Origin of the sequence: Parabacteroides sp. PF5-6, assembly GCF_029504695.1 — a bacterium.
Taxonomy (GTDB): domain Bacteria; phylum Bacteroidota; class Bacteroidia; order Bacteroidales; family Tannerellaceae; genus QVMG01.
The window spans coordinates 133,397-152,198 of sequence record NZ_JAQFIN010000004.1; the positions used below are offsets into that span (position 1 = coordinate 133,397).

At 49.6% G+C, this 18,802-nt stretch carries 15 protein-coding genes; 8 read left to right on the plus strand and 7 right to left on the minus strand.

What is annotated here, in order from left to right:
* Positions 1 to 4: 4 nt before the first annotated feature.
* Both M2133_RS06475 and M2133_RS06480 read left to right on the plus strand, forming a co-directional pair.
* A complete protein-coding gene (locus tag M2133_RS06475; protein WP_277465213.1) occupies positions 5 to 2,737 on the plus strand; it encodes a TonB-dependent receptor in 2,733 nt (910 codons plus the stop codon).
* Positions 2,738 to 2,740: 3 nt separating this feature from the next.
* Positions 2,741 to 3,790: a DUF4249 domain-containing protein gene (locus M2133_RS06480; protein ID WP_277465214.1), complete on the plus strand. Its 1,050-nt coding sequence runs from the start codon at positions 2,741 to 2,743 to the stop codon at positions 3,788 to 3,790.
* A gap of 408 nt (positions 3,791 to 4,198) precedes the next feature.
* On the opposite strand, the gene pyrH is transcribed toward M2133_RS06480, so the two are convergent.
* The 3 genes from pyrH to M2133_RS06495 all read right to left on the minus strand — a co-directional run bounded on the left by pyrH (position 4,199) and on the right by M2133_RS06495 (position 6,145).
* Positions 4,199 to 4,909 carry a UMP kinase gene (gene pyrH / locus M2133_RS06485; protein WP_277465215.1) on the minus strand — a complete coding sequence of 237 codons (711 nt, stop codon included), beginning with the start codon at positions 4,907 to 4,909 and terminating at the stop codon, positions 4,199 to 4,201.
* 28 nt (positions 4,910 to 4,937) lie between these two features.
* Positions 4,938 to 5,690: a biotin--[acetyl-CoA-carboxylase] ligase gene (locus M2133_RS06490; RefSeq protein WP_277465216.1), complete on the minus strand. Its 753-nt coding sequence runs from the start codon at positions 5,688 to 5,690 to the stop codon at positions 4,938 to 4,940.
* A gap of 89 nt (positions 5,691 to 5,779) precedes the next feature.
* Positions 5,780 to 6,145 (minus strand): YraN family protein, encoded by a 366-nt coding sequence (locus M2133_RS06495; protein ID WP_277465217.1) that lies wholly within the window; start codon positions 6,143 to 6,145, stop codon positions 5,780 to 5,782.
* A 60-nt stretch (positions 6,146 to 6,205) separates the two neighbouring features.
* Between M2133_RS06495 and M2133_RS06500 the strand changes: the two genes are divergently transcribed.
* The 3 genes from M2133_RS06500 to M2133_RS06510 all read left to right on the plus strand — a co-directional run bounded on the left by M2133_RS06500 (position 6,206) and on the right by M2133_RS06510 (position 7,209).
* Positions 6,206 to 6,433: a hypothetical protein gene (locus tag M2133_RS06500; protein ID WP_277465218.1), complete on the plus strand. Its 228-nt coding sequence runs from the start codon at positions 6,206 to 6,208 to the stop codon at positions 6,431 to 6,433.
* A complete protein-coding gene (locus M2133_RS06505; RefSeq protein WP_277465219.1) occupies positions 6,430 to 6,873 on the plus strand; it encodes a nucleoside deaminase in 444 nt (147 codons plus the stop codon). The genes M2133_RS06500 and M2133_RS06505 overlap by 4 nt, the downstream gene beginning before the upstream one ends.
* 81 nt (positions 6,874 to 6,954) lie before the next feature.
* On the plus strand, positions 6,955 to 7,209 hold the full coding sequence (locus M2133_RS06510; RefSeq protein ID WP_277465220.1) for a DUF4834 family protein: 255 nt from the start codon (positions 6,955 to 6,957) through the stop codon (positions 7,207 to 7,209).
* Here the strand turns inward: M2133_RS06510 and pssA are convergent.
* From pssA to M2133_RS06530, 4 genes are all read right to left on the minus strand, one after another.
* Positions 7,206 to 7,904, minus strand: a complete 699-nt coding sequence (gene pssA, locus M2133_RS06515; protein ID WP_277465221.1) for a CDP-diacylglycerol--serine O-phosphatidyltransferase — start codon at positions 7,902 to 7,904, stop codon at positions 7,206 to 7,208. The genes M2133_RS06510 and pssA overlap by 4 nt on opposite strands.
* Before the next feature lies 1 nt (position 7,905).
* A complete protein-coding gene (locus M2133_RS06520) occupies positions 7,906 to 8,580 on the minus strand; it encodes a phosphatidylserine decarboxylase family protein (RefSeq protein ID WP_277465222.1) in 675 nt (224 codons plus the stop codon).
* A gap of 93 nt (positions 8,581 to 8,673) precedes the next feature.
* Positions 8,674 to 11,901 (minus strand): UvrD-helicase domain-containing protein, encoded by a 3,228-nt coding sequence (locus tag M2133_RS06525; protein ID WP_277465223.1) that lies wholly within the window; start codon positions 11,899 to 11,901, stop codon positions 8,674 to 8,676.
* Positions 11,902 to 11,995: 94 nt separating this feature from the next.
* Positions 11,996 to 12,343, minus strand: coding sequence for a translation initiation factor (locus M2133_RS06530; protein WP_277465224.1), 348 nt, complete (start codon positions 12,341 to 12,343; stop codon positions 11,996 to 11,998).
* A 179-nt stretch (positions 12,344 to 12,522) separates the two neighbouring features.
* Here M2133_RS06530 and M2133_RS06535 point away from each other — a divergent pair, with 179 nt between their 5' ends.
* The 3 genes from M2133_RS06535 to M2133_RS06545 all read left to right on the plus strand — a co-directional run bounded on the left by M2133_RS06535 (position 12,523) and on the right by M2133_RS06545 (position 18,782).
* On the plus strand, positions 12,523 to 13,347 hold the full coding sequence (locus M2133_RS06535) for a hypothetical protein (protein WP_277465225.1): 825 nt from the start codon (positions 12,523 to 12,525) through the stop codon (positions 13,345 to 13,347).
* Positions 13,348 to 14,745: 1,398 nt separating this feature from the next.
* Complete coding sequence (locus tag M2133_RS06540) at positions 14,746 to 18,174, plus strand: T9SS type A sorting domain-containing protein (RefSeq protein ID WP_277465226.1); 3,429 nt, start codon at positions 14,746 to 14,748, stop codon at positions 18,172 to 18,174.
* Between the two features lie 269 nt (positions 18,175 to 18,443).
* On the plus strand, positions 18,444 to 18,782 hold the full coding sequence (locus M2133_RS06545) for a helix-turn-helix transcriptional regulator (RefSeq protein ID WP_277465227.1): 339 nt from the start codon (positions 18,444 to 18,446) through the stop codon (positions 18,780 to 18,782).
* Positions 18,783 to 18,802: the final 20 nt, after the last annotated feature.

Genomic DNA, 18,802 nt, shown 5'->3' on the forward strand with positions numbered 1-18,802 from the left:
ATCAATGCGATATATATTACTTTGTATAGGGGTGTGGTTACTTCCTGTCCTTTTCTCGTTGCTATACGCGCAGCAGGAAGAAGGAATCGTGGAGAAGACCCTTACCCTCGAGAAACGAAAGGTGCCTCTATTGGAAATTCTGGAAGAGATAGAGCGCCAAACGGCTTTCACTTTCGCTTACGAAGCGACCTTATTGGAAGGGCTGCCGCCGGTGACATTCACCGCCAGCGCGCTGCCGATCGAAGAAGCCTTGGCGGAGTTGTTTCGCACTTTGCCCGTGATGTATCGGATCAATGGGCGTATGATTATCCTGAAAAAGCGTCCCCGTCAGGTGGTGATCAGCGGTTTTGTGCGCGAGGCTGCCTCGTCGGAGCCACTGATCGGTGCTTCGGTCTATCAGGTGGGCAAACGAAAAGGGGTAGCCACCAATAGCTATGGATTCTTTAGCCTCTCATTGAATCCGGGAGATATCCATCTGCAGATCTCGTATATCGGCTTCCAGCCCCAACAGCTCTCTTTCCCTTTTATGGAACGGGATACATTGATTACCATTGAGTTGGAGAACAGTGCGTCCCTGAAAGAGGTGGTGGTGATGGCCGACGACCGGGAACGGCAACAGGTGCATACCACGCGGATGGGTGCATTGGAGTTCGACCGGCAGACGATCCGGCAGACGCCGGTGATGTTTGGCGAGGCGGATATCGTCAAGACCCTGCAACTCACGCCGGGTGTCACTTCGGGCACCGATGGCTTCGCCGGTATGTATGTGCGTGGCGGCAATTCCGATGAGAACCTCTTCCTGATCGACGGCAATCCGGTCTATCAGATCAGCCATGTCGGCGGCCTTTTCTCTGCTTTTAACCCGGATGCGATCCGGAATGTGGAGTTTTATAAGGCGGGCTTCCCTTCCCGTTACGGGGGGCGATTGTCCTCGGTGGTCGATGTGCATACGAAAGAAGGTAATATGAAAGAGTTTCACGGCAGTGCCACCCTGGGACTGATTGCCGGGAACCTCAGCCTGGAAGGCCCGATCATCAAAGACCGCACCTCATTTGCCCTTTCTTTCCGGCGCACCTGGCTCGATGTGATCACAGCTCCGGCACTGGCGATTGCCAATAATCGTTTTTTAGAGAAGGACGGCAACCGGATGCACGCCAACTATAACTTTTATGACCTGAATGCGGTGATCAGCCATAAATTCAGTGAGCGGAGTCGCTTCTACCTGAGCTTCTATAACGGCCGCGACGGGCTGTTGGGTGGCTCGGACGAATTCAATGAAGATAAAGAGGATACTCCTTTTAATCAGGAACAACGAGCCCGCCTGCACTGGGGCAATCTCTTGGCCTCGGCGGCGTGGACCTATGTGTTCAGCCCGAAGCTGTTCGGGAAGATCTCGGGCGTGTTCACGCAATACCGCTCTTCGATGGAGCGTACGTTCGATGAATGGTACGGACACAAAGATACGGAAGAGTATTATCAAGCATACAATGAATCAAATAGCAATACGGCAATCTTAGACGTGGGCGCCCGCGCGGCTTTCGATTATCTGCCCCGGTCGGATCATCATATCCGCTTTGGCGGTGACTTACTGGTGCATCGCTTTCGCCCGGAATACAGCCAGATGAAGATTAAAAATCTCTCGCAGAATGACTCCCTTTCGGTCGGCACCGTTTTTACGGACGACCTCCTGTGGGCGCGCGAAGGGGCGGTCTTTCTCGAAGACGATTGGACGCTGTCGGAGCCGCTGCGGGTAAATGCCGGCTTGCGGTTCAGCCTTTTTAATGTAGAGGGAAAGACCTATACAGGTATCGAGCCGCGCCTATCGATGCGCTGGAAGTTGCGCGACGACCTGAGCCTGAAAGCCTCTTACTCGCGGATGCAGCAATATATTCATCTGGTGAGCGAGTCGTATATCAACCTGCCGACAGATGCCTGGATGCCAGTCACCCGCCAATTGAAACCGCTTGAAAGCGATCAGTTTTCGCTCGGAGCCTACTACACATTGAATAAGACCTACGACTTGTCGATTGAAGCGTATTATAAGAAACTCTACAACGTATTGGAATACAAAGAAGGCTATACCTATCTGCCCTCATTTGTCTCTTGGGAGGAGAAGATGACCTCGGGCAAAGGACGTTCGTATGGCCTGGAATTGATGGCGCGCAAAAGTACAGGCCGCACTACGGGCTGGATCGGTTATGCCCTCTCCTGGAGCGACCGCCAGTTCGACGATATCAATAATGGCCATCGTTTTCCTGCCAAATACGACAGCCGGCATAAACTGAATATCGTGGCGATGCATAAACTCTCGGACCGGGTGGAGCTTTCGGCAGCCTGGTCGCTATCGTCGGGAACATACGCTACGCTCTCATTGGAGAACTATCAGAGCACGCTCAAGAAGCCGGGAAGCCCTTGGGTACCCGACCGTGATAACGGATATCTGGATATCGATTATTATGGCGAACGGAATAACTATCAGTTTCCCACCTACCACCGATTGGACCTGGGCATCAACATCTACCGGCCAAAGAAAAGTGGACGCATGGGGATCTGGAACGTAAGTGTGTACAACGCCTACTGCCGGAGAAACCCCGTTGCGATCTATAAATCAGATAAATTAGTCAAAGACCTGAATAGCCAATCCGGTTACGGAATGGACTATAAATACGTTCCGGTGTTCAAACAGGCCAGCCTGTGGCCTATCGTACCTTCTGTTTCTTACACCTATAAATTTTAAGCCATGAAACGAATGGATTTATATAGTTTAGTATTTGTATTCTCTCTTGTCCTATTGGGCGCATGCCAGTGGGAGGTCGATGTGGAAGACCTTCGGAAAGACCCCCGCTTGGTGCTCAACGCGGTGGTGATGGCCCATCAGCCGGTCACAGCGAGTGTGTCGCGTACCTGGTTTTTCACCGAGGACAATCCGAATGTGACTTTCCGGGATGCTGAGGTGCATCTTTATATCAACGGTCAATATCAGGAAACGATGGCCTGGGTCGAAGGCGACAAGCGCTATAACAGCCAGGGACTTTATCAGGCGGAGTACGTGTCGAAAGTAGGCGAACGGGTAGCGGTGATCGCACAAAAGAAAGGCTTCGCAACAGTCTCCGCCGAAGTTGTTGTACCCACTCCCTGTCAGCAGTTTCAGGCAACGGAGCAAATAACCGAGTTACACTATGAGGATACTTTTGATGCCTCCCGTTTATTGTCGATCTCTTTCCGGGATAATGCCGACCGGGCAGATTATTACCTTTGCTTTTGTGAGTTAGGGTATCCGGTTTGGGATGAAGAAAAAGGGGAATTTACGGGCGAATATAGTTGGACCAATCTGGATGCCGATTACACGGAGGAACCGCTTTTCATGGGTCAGTTAAGCGCTTTCGAGAAGATCTTAGGCTATGACTGGCTGTCGGGTAAGTATGGTCGCGTATTTACCGACGAACAAATCAATGGAAAAGAATATACAATCCGTTTACCATTCCGGCAATCGACTTATGGATATTATTATTATTACGACGGTTATGAAAATTGGGAGCTTGAAATCAGCGCGTTACCCCGCCTTTGCCGGGTCAGCCTGTACACCATCTCCGAATCGTATTACCGCTACCTGAAAACCCTGATCGAGATGGAAGACGACTCGTTGCAACAGATGCTAATCGAATCCGGCCTGGCCGAACCCATCAGCCTCTACTGTAATATCGACGGTGGCCTGGGCATCTTAGGCGCCTGCAATGGGCAAAGTGTGACGTTTGAATTGAGTGTTGCCAAACCCCGGCAGCCTTTCTGAAAAGGCCGGCAGCCTTTTTCGCAACACCACATAAAAGTTTTTACCCGGGTCTTCACCTTTCACCCTTTACTGAGATCCCTCTATTGATCAGCGTTTCGGGTGAAAGCGGATCACTCCACAACTTTTGCTTTACGCTTCGCTAAGCGACCTTCAGTTCGGGGTGACCCGTGAAAGCTTGGAGGAGGATGGAGGCTTCCCGAAAAAGGCCGGCAGGGTTTTCCAAAAGGCCGGCAGGGTTTTCCAAAAGGCCGGCAGGGTTTTTCCAAAGGCCGCCGGCTTTTTTCGGGAAGGTCTGTTGTTCTTTTAAGGTATGCCTTTAGCTTTCACCCGGAATGCTGATCAATACAGGGATCTGGCGACCGGGTGAAAGGTGAAGACCGGGGTAGAAAATTTTATGTGTGGGTATGTTTAGTTCCTCACCAGCGTACCGATCTTTTCGCCGCGCATAACTTTCAGGAGGTTGCCATTGGTGTCCATATCGAAAACGATGATCGGCAGGTTGTTTTCCTTGCACATGGTGGTGGCCGTCAGGTCCATCACCTTCAGGCCGCGGTGGTAGATCTCGTCGTAGGTGATCTCGTCGAACTTCGTGGCCGTCGGATCTTTCTCGGGGTCAGCGGTATAGATCCCGTCCACACGGGTGCCTTTGAGCATCACATCGGCTTCGATCTCGATGCCGCGCAGCGACGATCCGGTGTCGGTGGTAAAGAAAGGATTGCCCGTTCCGCCCGATAGGATCACCACATGGCCCTGCTCGAGCAGTTCGATGGCGCGCCATTTGTTGTAGAACTCACCGATGGGTTCCATGCGGATAGCGGTCAATACGTTGGTCTTTACGCCGATAGCCGTCAGTGCCGAGCTCAGTGCCAGGCTGTTGATCACCGTAGCGAGCATCCCCATCTGGTCGCCTTTCACGCGATCGAACCCTTTCGAAGCGCCACTCAGCCCCCGGAAGATATTCCCGCCGCCGATCACAATACCGACCTGCACACCCATTTCCACGATCTCTTTGATCTGTTCGGCATACTCACCCAGCCGCACCTCGTCGATACCATACTGTTTCCCTCCCATCAGGGACTCTCCGCTCAGTTTCAGGAGCACACGATTGTATTTCTTCATGTTTCAATGTTTTTGCACAAAGATAGGGTTATTTTTGAACAAACCCCACCTCCTTAAACGCATACCTTCGGAGGCTGTTGTCGCGGAGGCGGAGGACGAGGTGGCCGGTGGGTTCGATCGTTTCGAGGGTGGCTTCAAAGGATCCGTCGATATCTTCGTAGAGGTGGAAACCGTCACGGCGGTAGAGGGCGGCGTGGTAGCGACTGCGGATCTCTTCTTCTTTTTCCTGCAACAGAAATAGGTAATAGGCGTAGAAACGGGTGAGGAATTGGTGCAGGATCTCTTCGCGGTCGTAGCTCTGGCCGGTGATCTGCGTGAGGGAGACGGGGTTGGGCGCGTCCGAGTGGAACCGCTTTTGGTTGAGGTTGAGACCCACGCCCTGGATGGAGCAGTAGATCACAGGACCCGCCAGGTCGTTCTCGATCAGCATACCGCAGATCTTCCGGTCGCGCCAATAGATATCGTTCGGCCACTTGATGGTGATCTGATCGGTGTAGGTGTCGAGCGTCTCTTTGACACTCAGGGCGGTGATCTGCGCGATCAGGAATTGCCGGTTTGCCGGCAAGACATCGGGATAGAGTACGGTGCTGAACGTCAGGTTCGCCCCGGCTTCCGATTCCCAGCTATTGCCCATCTGTCCCCGGCCGGCCGTCTGCCTATCCGCCCAGAGCACACTGCCCTCCGGCAACGAACGGCCATTCAACCGCTCCCGCAAGCTCAGATTGGTCGACACCACCTCTTCCAGGTGTATAATTTCAGGTTTACTGTTTGTCTCTCTCATAATTGCTTTACGCTTCGCTAAGCGATTTCCGCTTCGCTCCAATTCATCATTCTTAATTCTTAATTCTTAATTCTTAATTCTTCATTGCTTTATCTCACCCCCGGCAAAAACGCATCCTCATAATGATCGATCTGATAGCCTTCGCCTTTCTTTACCAAAGCAATAATATCAAAGCGGACAGGCATCTCCAGGTTGAAATAGCGCACATAGGCATCGGCTGCCGTGATCGTGCGCCGCATCTTCTTTTGGTCGACCGCCTCATCGGGAGCAATCAGGAAATCATCCGCCCGGGTCTTCACCTCGACCACCACGAGCATCTCATCGTCCATCGCCACGATATCCAATTCATAATGATGAAAGCGCCAGTTCGAATGCAGGATCCGATAGCCCTTCTTATGCAAAAAAGCCCGGGCAGCCTCTTCGCCTTCTTGTCCGGTTTTTAAGTGGGTATTCATTTACACAAATGTAACTCTTTTCCTTTGTTTATTCACCCGAACACTCTATTTTTGCAAATAATGAAAAAAGCGCGCCTCCATAAGAATAATAAACCGGTGACTCCACGGATCCATAAGGTCACGTTTATGCTTAACGACGAAGAGCAGCGAGCGGTGGCGCGCTACCTCGAACGGTATAAGATCTCCAACAAATCGCGCTGGTACCGGGAGACCGTTCTGTCTCATATACTTAAAGTGATGGAAGAGGACTATCCTACGCTCTTCAACGAAAACGAGATGAGGCGATGAATCCTTTCGACGATACGTATTTCATGCGCCAGGCATTGGCGGAAGCCCGTGCGGCAGCTGCCGAAGGGGAGGTGCCCGTCGGTGCGGTGATCGTGTGCAACGAACGCATCATCGCCCGGGCGCACAACCAGACGGAACGCCTCAACGATACGACCGCCCATGCCGAGATGCTGGCGATCACGGCGGCCACCAGCGCATTGGGTGCCAAGTATCTGACGGAATGCACGCTGTATGTCACCGTCGAGCCCTGCGTGATGTGTGCCGGTGCCATCGGCTGGTCGCAGTTAAAGAAGGTGGTCTTCGGCACTCCCGACGAGAAAAGAGGCTATCAGCAATACGCTCCGAAAGCGTTCCACCCCAAAACGGAAGTGATCCAAGGGCTTATGGAAGAGGAATGTGCACAGGAGATGAAGCTATTTTTTCTTCAAAGAAGAAAATAAATCTTAACGCAACAGTTGCTTTTTCTCTCTATCAACTATTATCCCTATATTTGCCTTTCTCCTTATAAATAAGACAAAATTATGTTTAAGATATTATTATTCGGTGTCCTCTTTTTCTTTATGATGTTCCTGTTATTGGGCGTCTCTTTCCTGCGCGGGCTGAAGAACCTGTTCTTCGGAAATAGCGACAACAAACGACAAAGCCAGCAGCGCCAACAGCAACAGCAATCCCACCGTCAGCAACAACAGGAGAATACCGCAAGAAAAAAGATCTTCGCCAAAGACGAAGGCGAGTATGTGGATTATGAAGAGGTGAAAGAGGATAAAACCCCTTAATTCTTTTTTATCAACGACAATACAACGTAGAGCAGGATTGTCCCGGCCACGCCAAGGAAACCCCAGAGAACGGTGAACAGGATGGCGGCGAGGACCAAGAGGTAACGCAGTTCATTGCCTTTCCAGGAGAGGGATTTGATCTTCAGGGAGAACATGGGGATCTCGGAAGTCAATAAAAAGGAGGTGGCGAGAGCTACCAGGACGACAGCGGGAACGAGCCAGTCGGCATAGGTCGCCATCACCGGATGCAGTTCATACGCCAGAGCGACCCAGAACAACGCATGGGCGGGAACGGGAAGACCGATAAAAGAGGTAGTCTGCCGTTCGTCGATATTGAACTTCGCCAGGCGCAAACCGGAGAAGACCGGAATCACAAAAGCCAGATAAGGAAGATAGGTGTTAAACGCGCCCAAAGGCAGAAGCGGAGCGGCCTCACTCAACAGCCGAAACACAACTATGCCCGGAGCCACCCCGAAGCTCACCATATCACTCAGCGAATCCAATTCCTTGCCCATCGGCGAATACGCTTTCAACAAACGGGCGGCAAAGCCATCCAGAAAATCGAATACCGCAGCGATAATCACCCATAAGGCGGCCCAGAGGTAGTTGCCCTCGAACGCCATCACGATGGCCACGCAACCGGAAGCCAGACTCAGACAGGTAATTGTATTGGGAATATGTTTTCGGATGCCCATCTTATTCGCAGGGGTTCGTTGGGATACGGGCGATCACGGTTTGGTTGCCCGTCACTTTCTGATCCATCTCCACCAGGATCTCGGCATCCAGCGGCAGGTAAAGGTCGACCCGCGAGCCGAATTTGATAAAGCCCAGATGTTCGTCGACACAGCAGTCGTCGCCTACCTGAGCGTAGGTCACGATCCGGCGTGCCATGGCTCCGGCGATCTGCCGCACCAGGATATCAATCCCGCTACGGGTCGTGATCACCACGGCAGAGCGTTCGTTCTCCGTACTGCTCTTCGGCAGGTAAGCCGCCATAAAGCGACCATTGTGGTGTGATACATATTTAACTGTTCCGTTTACCGGAAACCAATTGGCATGCACATTGAAGACCGACATAAAGATCGACACCTGCAACCGGTTCTCGTGCAGGATCTCATTCTCCTTCACCTCCTCGATGGCCACGATCGTGCCGTCGGCAGGCGCCACAACCATACCTTCCGGATCGAAAGGGAAACGGCGGAACGGACTGCGGAAGAAGTTCAAAAGTAACAGGAAAAAGACGGAAGAAACAGCCAAAACAGTATAAACGAGAGCTTTACAGCCGACAGTATAATATAATGTCATATTCGCAACGAACAACACCGTAAACAGGGAGAGCAGCAAACCTGTCCCCTCTTTGTGTACCGTCATTCTTTTCAAGCGCCGTCTCTTCATAGGATAATAAAACGCAAAATTATTCATTTTTATGGAATAACAAAGAGAAAGAAGGTAGAAGTTAGAATACTACCTACTAACTTCCTTGATAACATCAAGCCCAACATACCACAAATAGCCCTTCACCTCCGGGTAGCCCATTTCGCGGATCAGGCGGAGGTAGTTGCGCACCTGGCTGAGGTGGGCGGGGTCTTCTATGTCGCCAAACTTATAATCGACCACGATGGCTTGCCCTTCGGAGAGCATTACGCGGTCGGGCCGGCGGCTCTTGCCGCTGCCGGAGAGGATCTCGACCTCGTTCAGTACCCGCGTGGGGGCGTGATACCAGGCGTAGACTTCCGGTTTATTCAACAGTCTTTCTAACTCCACTTTGAGGCTTTCGGCTTCCTGGCGGTTGATCACCCCTTCGCGGCGGTAGCGCTCGACCGAATCGGGGATATCCTCGGCGGTGCGGATACGGCTTAAGATCTCATGCATCAAGGCGCCATGCTTTCTGGGCGAGTCGTCGAAGAAAAGTTCTTTCCCGTGCAGGCGCAATTCGAGGCGCTCTTCGGGTGAGACAGAGAGTAATTTGTCGAACAGTATCTCTTCGGTGGCGGATTCTTTTGTTTTCTTTTCCGTTTGCCACCAGTCGCCCCATTCGAAAACGCCGGCTTCGGTATCAAACGTCGAAGGCATATCCTTCAAAGGCTGCCCTTCGCGGGTGTGCGGTTCGGCTGTCGACAATCCGGCCCATAACAGGCTGGAGATGGAATCGATCTTTTCCACTTCGCCCGACTTCGTGAGCTTCTTCGGCCGGGGAGCGAAGACAATCAGCTCCTCCTTGGCACGGGTCAGGGCGACGTAGAGGGTGTTCAGGTTGTCGATACAAGCATACAAACGCTCGTTGAAGTAGTCGGTGGCAAAGCGGGTATTCGCCAGGTTGCGGCTGTAGCGTACCGGCACCAGGCGCAGGGTATTGAACGGCGCCGTCTGCGGACGACACCAGAGGATCACCGATTGCGTCGGGCGGTGGTCGATCTCCCAGTCGCCAAAAGGTACGATAATCACCTTCATGCCCAGGCCTTTTGCCTTGTGGATCGTCAGGATCCGGATCGCATCCTGCCCGTCGGGGGTCGCGATGGTCTTGCGCACGCCACTCTCTTCCCACCATTTGAGGAACTTACCCAGGTCGGTACCCTCTTTCCGGCTAAACTCGATCACCAGATCGAGGAAAGCCTGGACAAACGCCTGCTCGTTCACCGGGAAGTGATCGCCGAAAAGGCGGCACAGCCCTTCCGCCATCTCGTAGAGCGAGAGGGTGGCGAGCGCTTCCAGTTCTTCTTTCTTTGCCGATAGGGAATCGGCCTGATCCGCATCAAACGTGCCCGTCAGTGCATAGAAAGAGAAACGTGCCATCTGCTGCGCCGTCCGATCCTCCGGACTTTTGAGGTAGTGCAACAGGGCAATCAATAAACGCACGGAAGGGGAACTGCCGACAAACAAGGCATCGTCGGAGATCAGATCATAGCGGTAGCGGTCGGAAGGGTTCTCCTCCTTATGGGTCAGTAGCTTATCGGCCACCGCCGCCCCTTCCTGGTTCGTCCGCACCAGGATACCGATATCGCGCAGGGAATAGCCGTTGTCTTGCAAGCGCTCCACGATGCCCGGCAAACGGTCCAATGCCTCCTCTTTCCACGGCCGCTCCTCGTCTTCGCGCGACAGGAACTCGATCCGCACATGCCCGTCTTTCTCGCGCAGAGGGGGGGCAGGCTGCTGATAATGTTGCTTATACGCCGATACGATCCGGGAAAAGAAAAATGCCTTCTCGGCCTCCGTCAGGGAAGAGGCATCCAGGGCTTCATTGTAAACCACCTGAAGCAATCCGGGCGCTACGGTAAAAAAGGCATTATTGAAAGCCGTGATCAGGCGGCTACTGCGCCAGTTCTCTTCCAGGTTCTTCTCCTCCAGCTGCTCGGGCAGGAAATCCGATGCGACCTGTTCGTCCAATAATTTCCAGTCGGAATTACGGAAACGGTAGATACTTTGTTTCACATCGCCTACAATCAGGTTTGTCTGGCGATAAGCCAAGCTCTCCCGGATCAGCGGGTGGAAGTTATGCCATTGCATGCTGCTGGTGTCCTGGAACTCATCGATCATATAATGGTCGATGCGCGTGCCGGTCTTCTCGTAGACAAAAGGTGCATCGCTGCCATCGATCACCTTACTCAGGAGCTCGGTCGTATCGGCAATCAGCAATACGTTCTTCTCTTCGCGGTAGGCGGCGATCTGCGCGGAGATATCGTTCAGGATACCCAACGTATAATAATAGCGGCTAATCTCTTTGGCTGTATGGTAGTCGGTCAGGTTGGAGAAGAGCCGTACGATGGCCGCGATGCAATCGTTCAACCCTTCGTTGTAGGCCACGGTTATGCGTTGAATCACCTCCGGCGGATCGCTGCGGCTGTACCATTTCTCGACCGTATCGGGCAGGTTCATAAACGTTGCCGTAGGTTCTTTCATCTCGCCGGCCGCCCATTTCTTTAAGAGTTGAAAAGGCGAGCGGCCTTTATTCACAAACTCATCGGGAGTCAGCCCGTAACGGCTGATCAGCCCCAGGCCCATCTCACCCAGGCGCTGCACCTCTTTCTCGACCGATTGCATCAGCCGGAACAGTTCTTTCCGGTATTGCTCGAGGGCTTCTTTGTCGGCAATATCTTCGCTGACCTGCTCACTGTTCAGTTTGAAGCTCTCTTTGAATACCTCCTGTCCCAGGGTCATGATATCTTTCCGCAGGTTCCAGCTCCCACCGTCTTCCACCTTCTCCTCGGCGAAGCGCAACAGCCAGCCCAGTAAGACTTTATTCTCTTTCTTATCCAGATCGGCCAACAGGTTATCCACCGCTTCGGTCAACACCAGGTCGCGATCCATCTCCAGACTATACCCGCCCTGCAGCCCGATCTCGCGGGTAAAGGCACGCATGGTCTGCTGAAAAAAGCGGTCGATCGTACTGATATTAAACGAAGAGTAATCGTGCAGAATCGTACGCAATGTCGTGTTCGCTTTCTGCCGCAGCTTCTCTTCCGTCAGTTTCCACTGCCGGCAGAGATCGCCGATATGCGGAGAGAATTGACCCGAAGCAAGCGCATACAACTCTTCGATGATCCTGTTTTTCATCTCGTCCGTTGCTTTGTTGGTGAAAGTAACCGCCAAGATCCGGCGATAGGCATTCGGATGAGCGAACAGCAGCTTCAGGTAATCACCCGTCAGGCGATGGGTTTTCCCCGCTCCGGCGGAGGCACGGTAGATTGTTAGCATAATTTGCAATTATGAATTGTGAATTATGAATTATGAATTATGAGAAGCGCAAGCAATAACTCGTTTACCGCTTGCGCTTCTCATAATTCATAATTCATAATTTTTTAGATTTCAAATACCCTTCTTTCTGTAGTAGCTCCAACACCTTCTGGCGATGGTCGCCCTGGATGATCACTTCGCTGTCTTTGGCCGAACCGCCTACGCCACATTTGGTTTTGAGGAATTTGCCTAACGTCTCCAGATCGGCCGCCGTGCCGCGGAAACCGGTGATCAGCGTCACCATCTTTCCCCCCCGGTTGCGCTTGTCGAGCGATATACGCAGTGGCTGTTTCTCTTTCGGCAGCGTTTCTTCTTCCGCTTCGTCTCCTGTGTTGTATTGAAAATCAGGATTGGTGGAGTACATCACTCCTAACCGGTCTTTCCAATCGTTATCCTTTTTCATATCCTTCTTCTGTCTTCTAACTTCGATTTGTGAAACAAAGATAGTGAAAGTCGAATACAGAAGCAAGCTTGCTTGATTATGTTGAGGCGCATCCTATCTTCGATTTGTGAAACAAAGATAGTGATATATTTGATCATCTGCCCGATTTCTCGTATCTTGTCCGTCTAAAATCAAGAACGATGAAGAGAGGATTTATCATGTTGATCAGTCTGTTCTGTCTCGGGCAAATTCAGGCACAGTCCAGATACGATTTTTTCCTGACGAATGAAGGAATAATGTTTTTCCCGCCCACCGCAAAGGAGTATAACCTATCGATACCCCAGTTGAATTACAACCTGTATATTCCGGAGTACAAACCGACGGTCAAACCCATGGACTTCGAAGTTGGCGAACTACCGATGCAAACAGCAACCGATCGCCCGATGGATATGCAGATCCTGTCGGCCGCCTATAGCCCGTTTTTCAATATCTATGCGCCGATGCTCAGGCGGGTGTCTCCGATGGCTTTTGATTTTAACGAGATTGAGATTACCCCGCTGTCCGACAAACTATCCGCGGTGGTCAACGGTTGGCAATACACCTGGCCCGGCGCCGGCGGACTGACCATGTTCAGCTCGGGCATGGCCTGGCAAAGTGGGAAATGGACGGTCACAGGCAGTGGCTTTGCCGGGCATTTCCATACGCCTTTCAACCTGAGTCCGGAATACCTGATGGGCGCAAACGCGAAAGTCAGATACGACATCAACCAGCGGCTGGCCGTCCGTGCCTGGGGGCAATACACCCATTATTTCAACGACCAGAAAGACAATCCGCACTTACAGATGAACCCCTTCTTCAACCATACCAGCATCGGCGGAGCCATGGAATACAAATTCAATGATAACTTCGGCGTCGGCATGGGTGTCGACTACCGCCACAACCCCCGGAACAACAAATTCGAACCGCAGTACATGTTCTACCCCGTCTTCAAAACCAAAAGCGGCATCCAGATCCGGGTGCATTGAAGCGGTGTTCTGCTCTGCGCCTTCTCTCTTCTCTCTTCTCTCTTCTCTCTTCTTTCTTCTGAGAAAAAAATCTGAGGATTGTTTTTTTTGATGCAATCTATAAGTCGTTGAAAATGAGGTATTAGTATTCCCGTCGGAAACTACCGGTAGTTTGCGCACAAAGTACCGGTAGTTTGGCGACAAAATATTAGTAGTTTGCGCACAAACTACCGGTAGTTTGAAAAGGGGGGATTGCGGCAATGAAAACAAGGAGTAAATAGTCCCGCAAAATCCCTGCCGGCCTTTGGCCAAACTCCGCCGGCCTTTTGGAAAACCCTGCCGGCCTTTTCGGTAAAGGAGTCGGCTTGGGTTGACAAATGACAGATGTTAACAAATGCAAATAGCAAATAGTGGTAAACCGATCATCCCGCACATAGTTTTTCATTTTTTTACTACCATCATACAGCCGGGACAGACAACAATGTTAAACCGATCACTGTTGGGGCTCGCCAACAGGTAGCAGAAAGTTACTTACAGGATTTTCACTGCTTTTTTTATTATCTGAAATAGCTATATGATTGATATACAGATGCGAAAGAAAATCCTGTATGATGTAAGTAAAAAAACGAAAAACTCTGTTCGGAGGGTATTTTGAGGTTTTTGTTCGTAAACAGCGCGCGCAGCGCGTTTTCAAATATTTTGATATTTGATTCCTTCCCTAAGCGAGGCTTGCCGAGCCAGTTCCCCTCTTGAGAGGGGTTGGGGGTGTGTGACGAGCCGTAGGCGAGCAAAAACAAATCTAAAAGTCCTATTATGCTTTTGAATACCAGATAGGTATTCTGGTTTATTTGTGCTAGCTCCGCTCGTCACACACCCCTAACCCCTCTCGAGAGGGGAAGCGTTCAGGCTTCGCCTTCACGCGGCGCAAAGCGGTAAAACACCTTCAAATTTTCTTCCATTCACCGCTCCGCGCCTACTAACTACTAACTACTAACTACTAACTACCAACTACTGAAGAAAATCTTCCAATTTTCTTCTATTTACCGCTCCGCGCCTACCCACTACTCACTACCCACTACCAACTACGGAAGAAAATCTCCCGATTTTCTTCCCGTAACCCGCAGCATGTTTGCAAATTGAAGCCTTTTCGTTAATTAAAGTGGGTGTTTTGTATAATAACTCTTGCTTTCATTAAAAAAAAGGAAGGAAGCGGGCGGCTTGTAAAAAAAGATTTTTATCTTTGCCTCATTAGAATGGTGTGAACGGGCTTCACCGTTGCGGTGTAATGGCCTTGAAAGAGGCCGGATGCGAGGTTGATAACCGTTATTTATTATTATTTTTTGTTTCGGCCGGGTTCCCGAATAACGAACCCCACTATAGTAGATATTAAGATTATTATTAATTAAAATTTATTCAATTATGAAACAAAAGTTACTATTTTCTCTCCTGGCACTGCTGGTGTCTGTGGGGGTGGTAAGTGCACAGGGTACATCTAATCCCAAAGCCAATGAATGGGTGGATGTCTATGGGATGCTTAAGAATCAAGGTGAGCTTACTGCAGACAAGCTGACCTATAAGTTTAAGAAGGAAGGTGATACCAGTTTTTCCTCGGCGACAACTTACACGACAGCAAACACGACCTATAAAGGGCAGTTCCAGTTTTATACTTCCAGTAAAGGTTTCCAGAATGGAAAGTTTATCTGTCAAGCAACAGGCACAGGAAACTACTCCGAAGAGGTAGAAATCATCGTTGAAAAAGCCGAGTTTAGTGCTTCGCTGACGGCTAATCCAACTGAAGGAGGAAACATTAATTTCCAGAAAATTACATCTACTGTTACTTCTACAAAAATGGAAGAGGGCGATGCTTTTATTATGATCGCTGAAGCCGCACGGGGTTATACTTTCAAGAACTTTACCTTATCCGGTATCCAAGCGGTAAGTGGAAAGCCAAATGAATACATTGCAAAAGGAAATGCAGTAAGCCTGAAGAATATCTCTGCGGTAGCGAACTTTACCGCCAATACGTATGGCGTATCCTGGAACGTGGAAGAAGGCTCAGGCAATGGAACCGTTTCAGTAACGGTGGATGACAAAGCGATCTCCTCAGGCACGAAAGTGACTACCGGGAAAGAGGTGGTAATCACCTTAAACCCCAATGCCTCTTATACGGCAAGATTGGTAACGGCGGATGATGTTGAGTTGAAGCTTGAAAATAATGTATATACGACAACTGTTGTCGATGAAGCATTGAGTTACAAGATTTATTTTGAACAGACAGGTGAGCCGACGATTACGTTTAAGGCAAATGCAAATGTAACAGGTTTTGATATTAACGGAACAGCGTCTAGCTATGTCGGAAGTGAATTAACTCCAGAAAAAGGCTTTACCGTTGGTAGCACTGTTGTTATTTCAAAAATTGCTATTGCGGATAAATTCCAATTGGATAAAGTTTTACTAAACACCACTGAGCTGACCCTGACTACGCCGACCAGCTTTAGCTTTAAGATGCCGGCTAATAATGCAAATATTACTTTTGTGACGAAGGCTGCAACAGCAGCTATTGAGGTGACTCCTGTTGCAGACCCGGATAAAGGGGTGACAGTTGATGGGGAAGCTCAAAAGCAAGAATATGACGGTAGTGCAAAACCTTTTAAATATGATGTGGCGCCGAGCGGATTGACCGGATTTACAGTAACGTACTCTTTGACTGATGTAACTAATTTCATCTCTACGGTGCCTGCTTCCATCGGTAACTATAAGGTGAAAGTAACCCGTGCAGCGGATGATACGTATGCGGCAGTAAATAAGGTATTTGATATGGAAATCACAAAAGGCAAACCGGTGATTACAACGATACCTACGGTGACAATCAATTCTGCTAAAACTGCTTATGTTATCAGTGGTGGTGTGGCAAAGACGAAGACAGGAAAGACCTTGAGTGGCGTTTGGAGTGCGGGAGATTTTAACGCAGAGGCTAAATCTGTTGCCGTTACTTTTACCGCTCAAGCCAGTGGTAAGACTGATGAGAATTATCTCGTGAGTGATGCTGTTACTGTCGGTGTTGGAAGTACGAACTACACCCTGACTTATCCGACGGTTCCAACAGGAATGACTTTCTCTGCCAAACAAGGTGATGTCGTGCTTAAGTCTGGCTCGAAGATTCATGCGGGTATTAAAATCGATCTTAGTTTGGAATGGGTTGCCGGTTATACGGATGTGACTATTCAGGAGAATAAAGCTGGAGCTACTCCTATTTTTACAGTTAATAATGATGTACTAAAAGGTACTGGCACTATAGCTGCTGCTGATGTTAAGGGCAGTATCGAACTGAAATTTATCTATAGTGGCTCTGCAAGCCCTGAAGTGACTTTGGATTGGGCTTTGGCAACTGGTGCTGCAGATGGTAAGACTACTCCATATACCGGAAGTACAATTGAATCAACCAAGTTATTTGCTCTTTCTGATTTTACTTTTACCGGCGTTTCCGAATTATCCGAAATCGATAAGAAAAATATCAAGATAACTTATAAACAAGGTTCTAATACTCTTATTCCGATGAACGCAGGCAAATACACGGTAAGTGTGGAAGTAGCTGCGTTTACGACAGAAGCGGGTTACCGGATTAAGAAGTCTTCGAAGGATTTCACGGATGCATTAGAGGTGACCAAGAAAGAATTAAATCCTGAAACTGAAATCACCAAACCTGAATTGGCTTATGTCGCTCCGGGACAGAAGTTGGCGAATGCCTTGTTTGTTGGTGGTGCTGCTCCGGTAGTGGGTGTATTCCAGTTTGTGGATGGCGATGTGACTCCGAAAGATGGTGGTAAGTATGCCGTGAAATTTGTTCCGGCGGATAAGAATAATTATGCGGAAGTTGAATTGGGTGATGGTAAATTAGTAGAAGTATCTATCACCAATACCCGTGTCCTGATTATCGATACGCCGGTTAACGGAACGATTAAGGTTGTGGGTAACGACAATAAGACTTATACCACAGGTATGGAATTGCCGGGTGAAGTGACTGCGTTGACTGTAACGGCTACTCCGGCTACGGGTTATGCTTTGGCTACGTTGACCGTTAATGGCTCTACATTGGCAAGCGGTGGTACGTTTACGATCGGTACGGCGAATACGGTTGAAGTAAAAGCCACCTTCTCTAACGCCTCTTCTTACAAGGTGGATCTTGAAATTCCGCGTGGCGTGCAGTTGATTTCTAAATCAGGTGAGACGGTAGCTGCCGGTAAGAACTTTACGTTTACATTGGCTACGGCTGCGGGCGATGTGCCAACGGTACGCGATGAAGACGGAGAAGTGATCGAAGGCGAAGAGGGCGTGTATACGCTTGAAAAAGTGATGAAGAACAAGACAATCACCGTTACACTGACCAGCCCGACGGAACTGACCGTGAAGGTGACACAGACTCCGACCGGAAACGGCGTGATCGAAGTGGAAAATCTGTCCGGCTTACGTGCCGATACGTATTACTACGGAGATACACTGCGTCTGACCGCAACGATGAAGGACGACTATCGCCTGTTGGAATGGTGGGATGGTAGCGAAGAAAACCCGAGACTGTTCGTGGTGACTGAAGATGTGGAAATCTCTGCCAGCTTCAAATATACGGTAGGTATTGAACCGATCGAAGGCGTTGACGTTCGCGGTGGCGAAGGTTACATCTATGTAAGCGCTCCGGGCGAAGTGACGGTGACCGTTGTCAATATGAACGGACGGGCACAGAAAGTGCGTGTAAACGGTGAAGAATACATCCGTGAACTCCCGGCCGGCATCTACGGCATCGTCGTTGAGCAAGGCAATAAAGCCTCTCGCGCGAAAGTGGTAGTAAGATGAAACTAATGATTAATGGTTAATGATTAATTATTAATTGAAGGATAAGGAGAGGGCGTCCCGGAAGGGACGCCCTTTCTTGTTATTAGGAGTTCTTTCTTATAGGAAGAGTTTTCATATTTACAACTTATAAGTTGTGCATTAGGTAGGAATTGCTTATATTTGTATTCTAATTTATAGCGTGTTGTTAAAATAGAAAGTGTCCGTAACTTTTTGATTGAAAATGGAGTTGTGGATGAAGATGGTTTTTTTGACTATATAAATAGTGATTTATGAAGACAAGAGATGAGCAAATTAAGCGATTAGAGGAACTTCGGGCTGAAGTCCCGTCCAAATGGAGGGAAAATGCTGAATTGCGGGTGGCTAACCGGGAGTGGATACGTGAATCTCAAAGAATTGCGACAGCAATGCTTGTCCGGATGGATGCCATGGGTATGAGGCAAGGTGATTTGGCTAAACTGATGGGTGTTTCCCAACAGTATATAAGTAAAATACTGCGGGGTAAGGAAAACTTAACGCTTACTACTATTGTAAAAATAGAAGAAACATTGAATTTGGAGATATTATCTCACTCTCATATTGAAAGTGAAAGATGTAAATGCTCAGTGTAAAATCTATGTTTGAAAAAGAA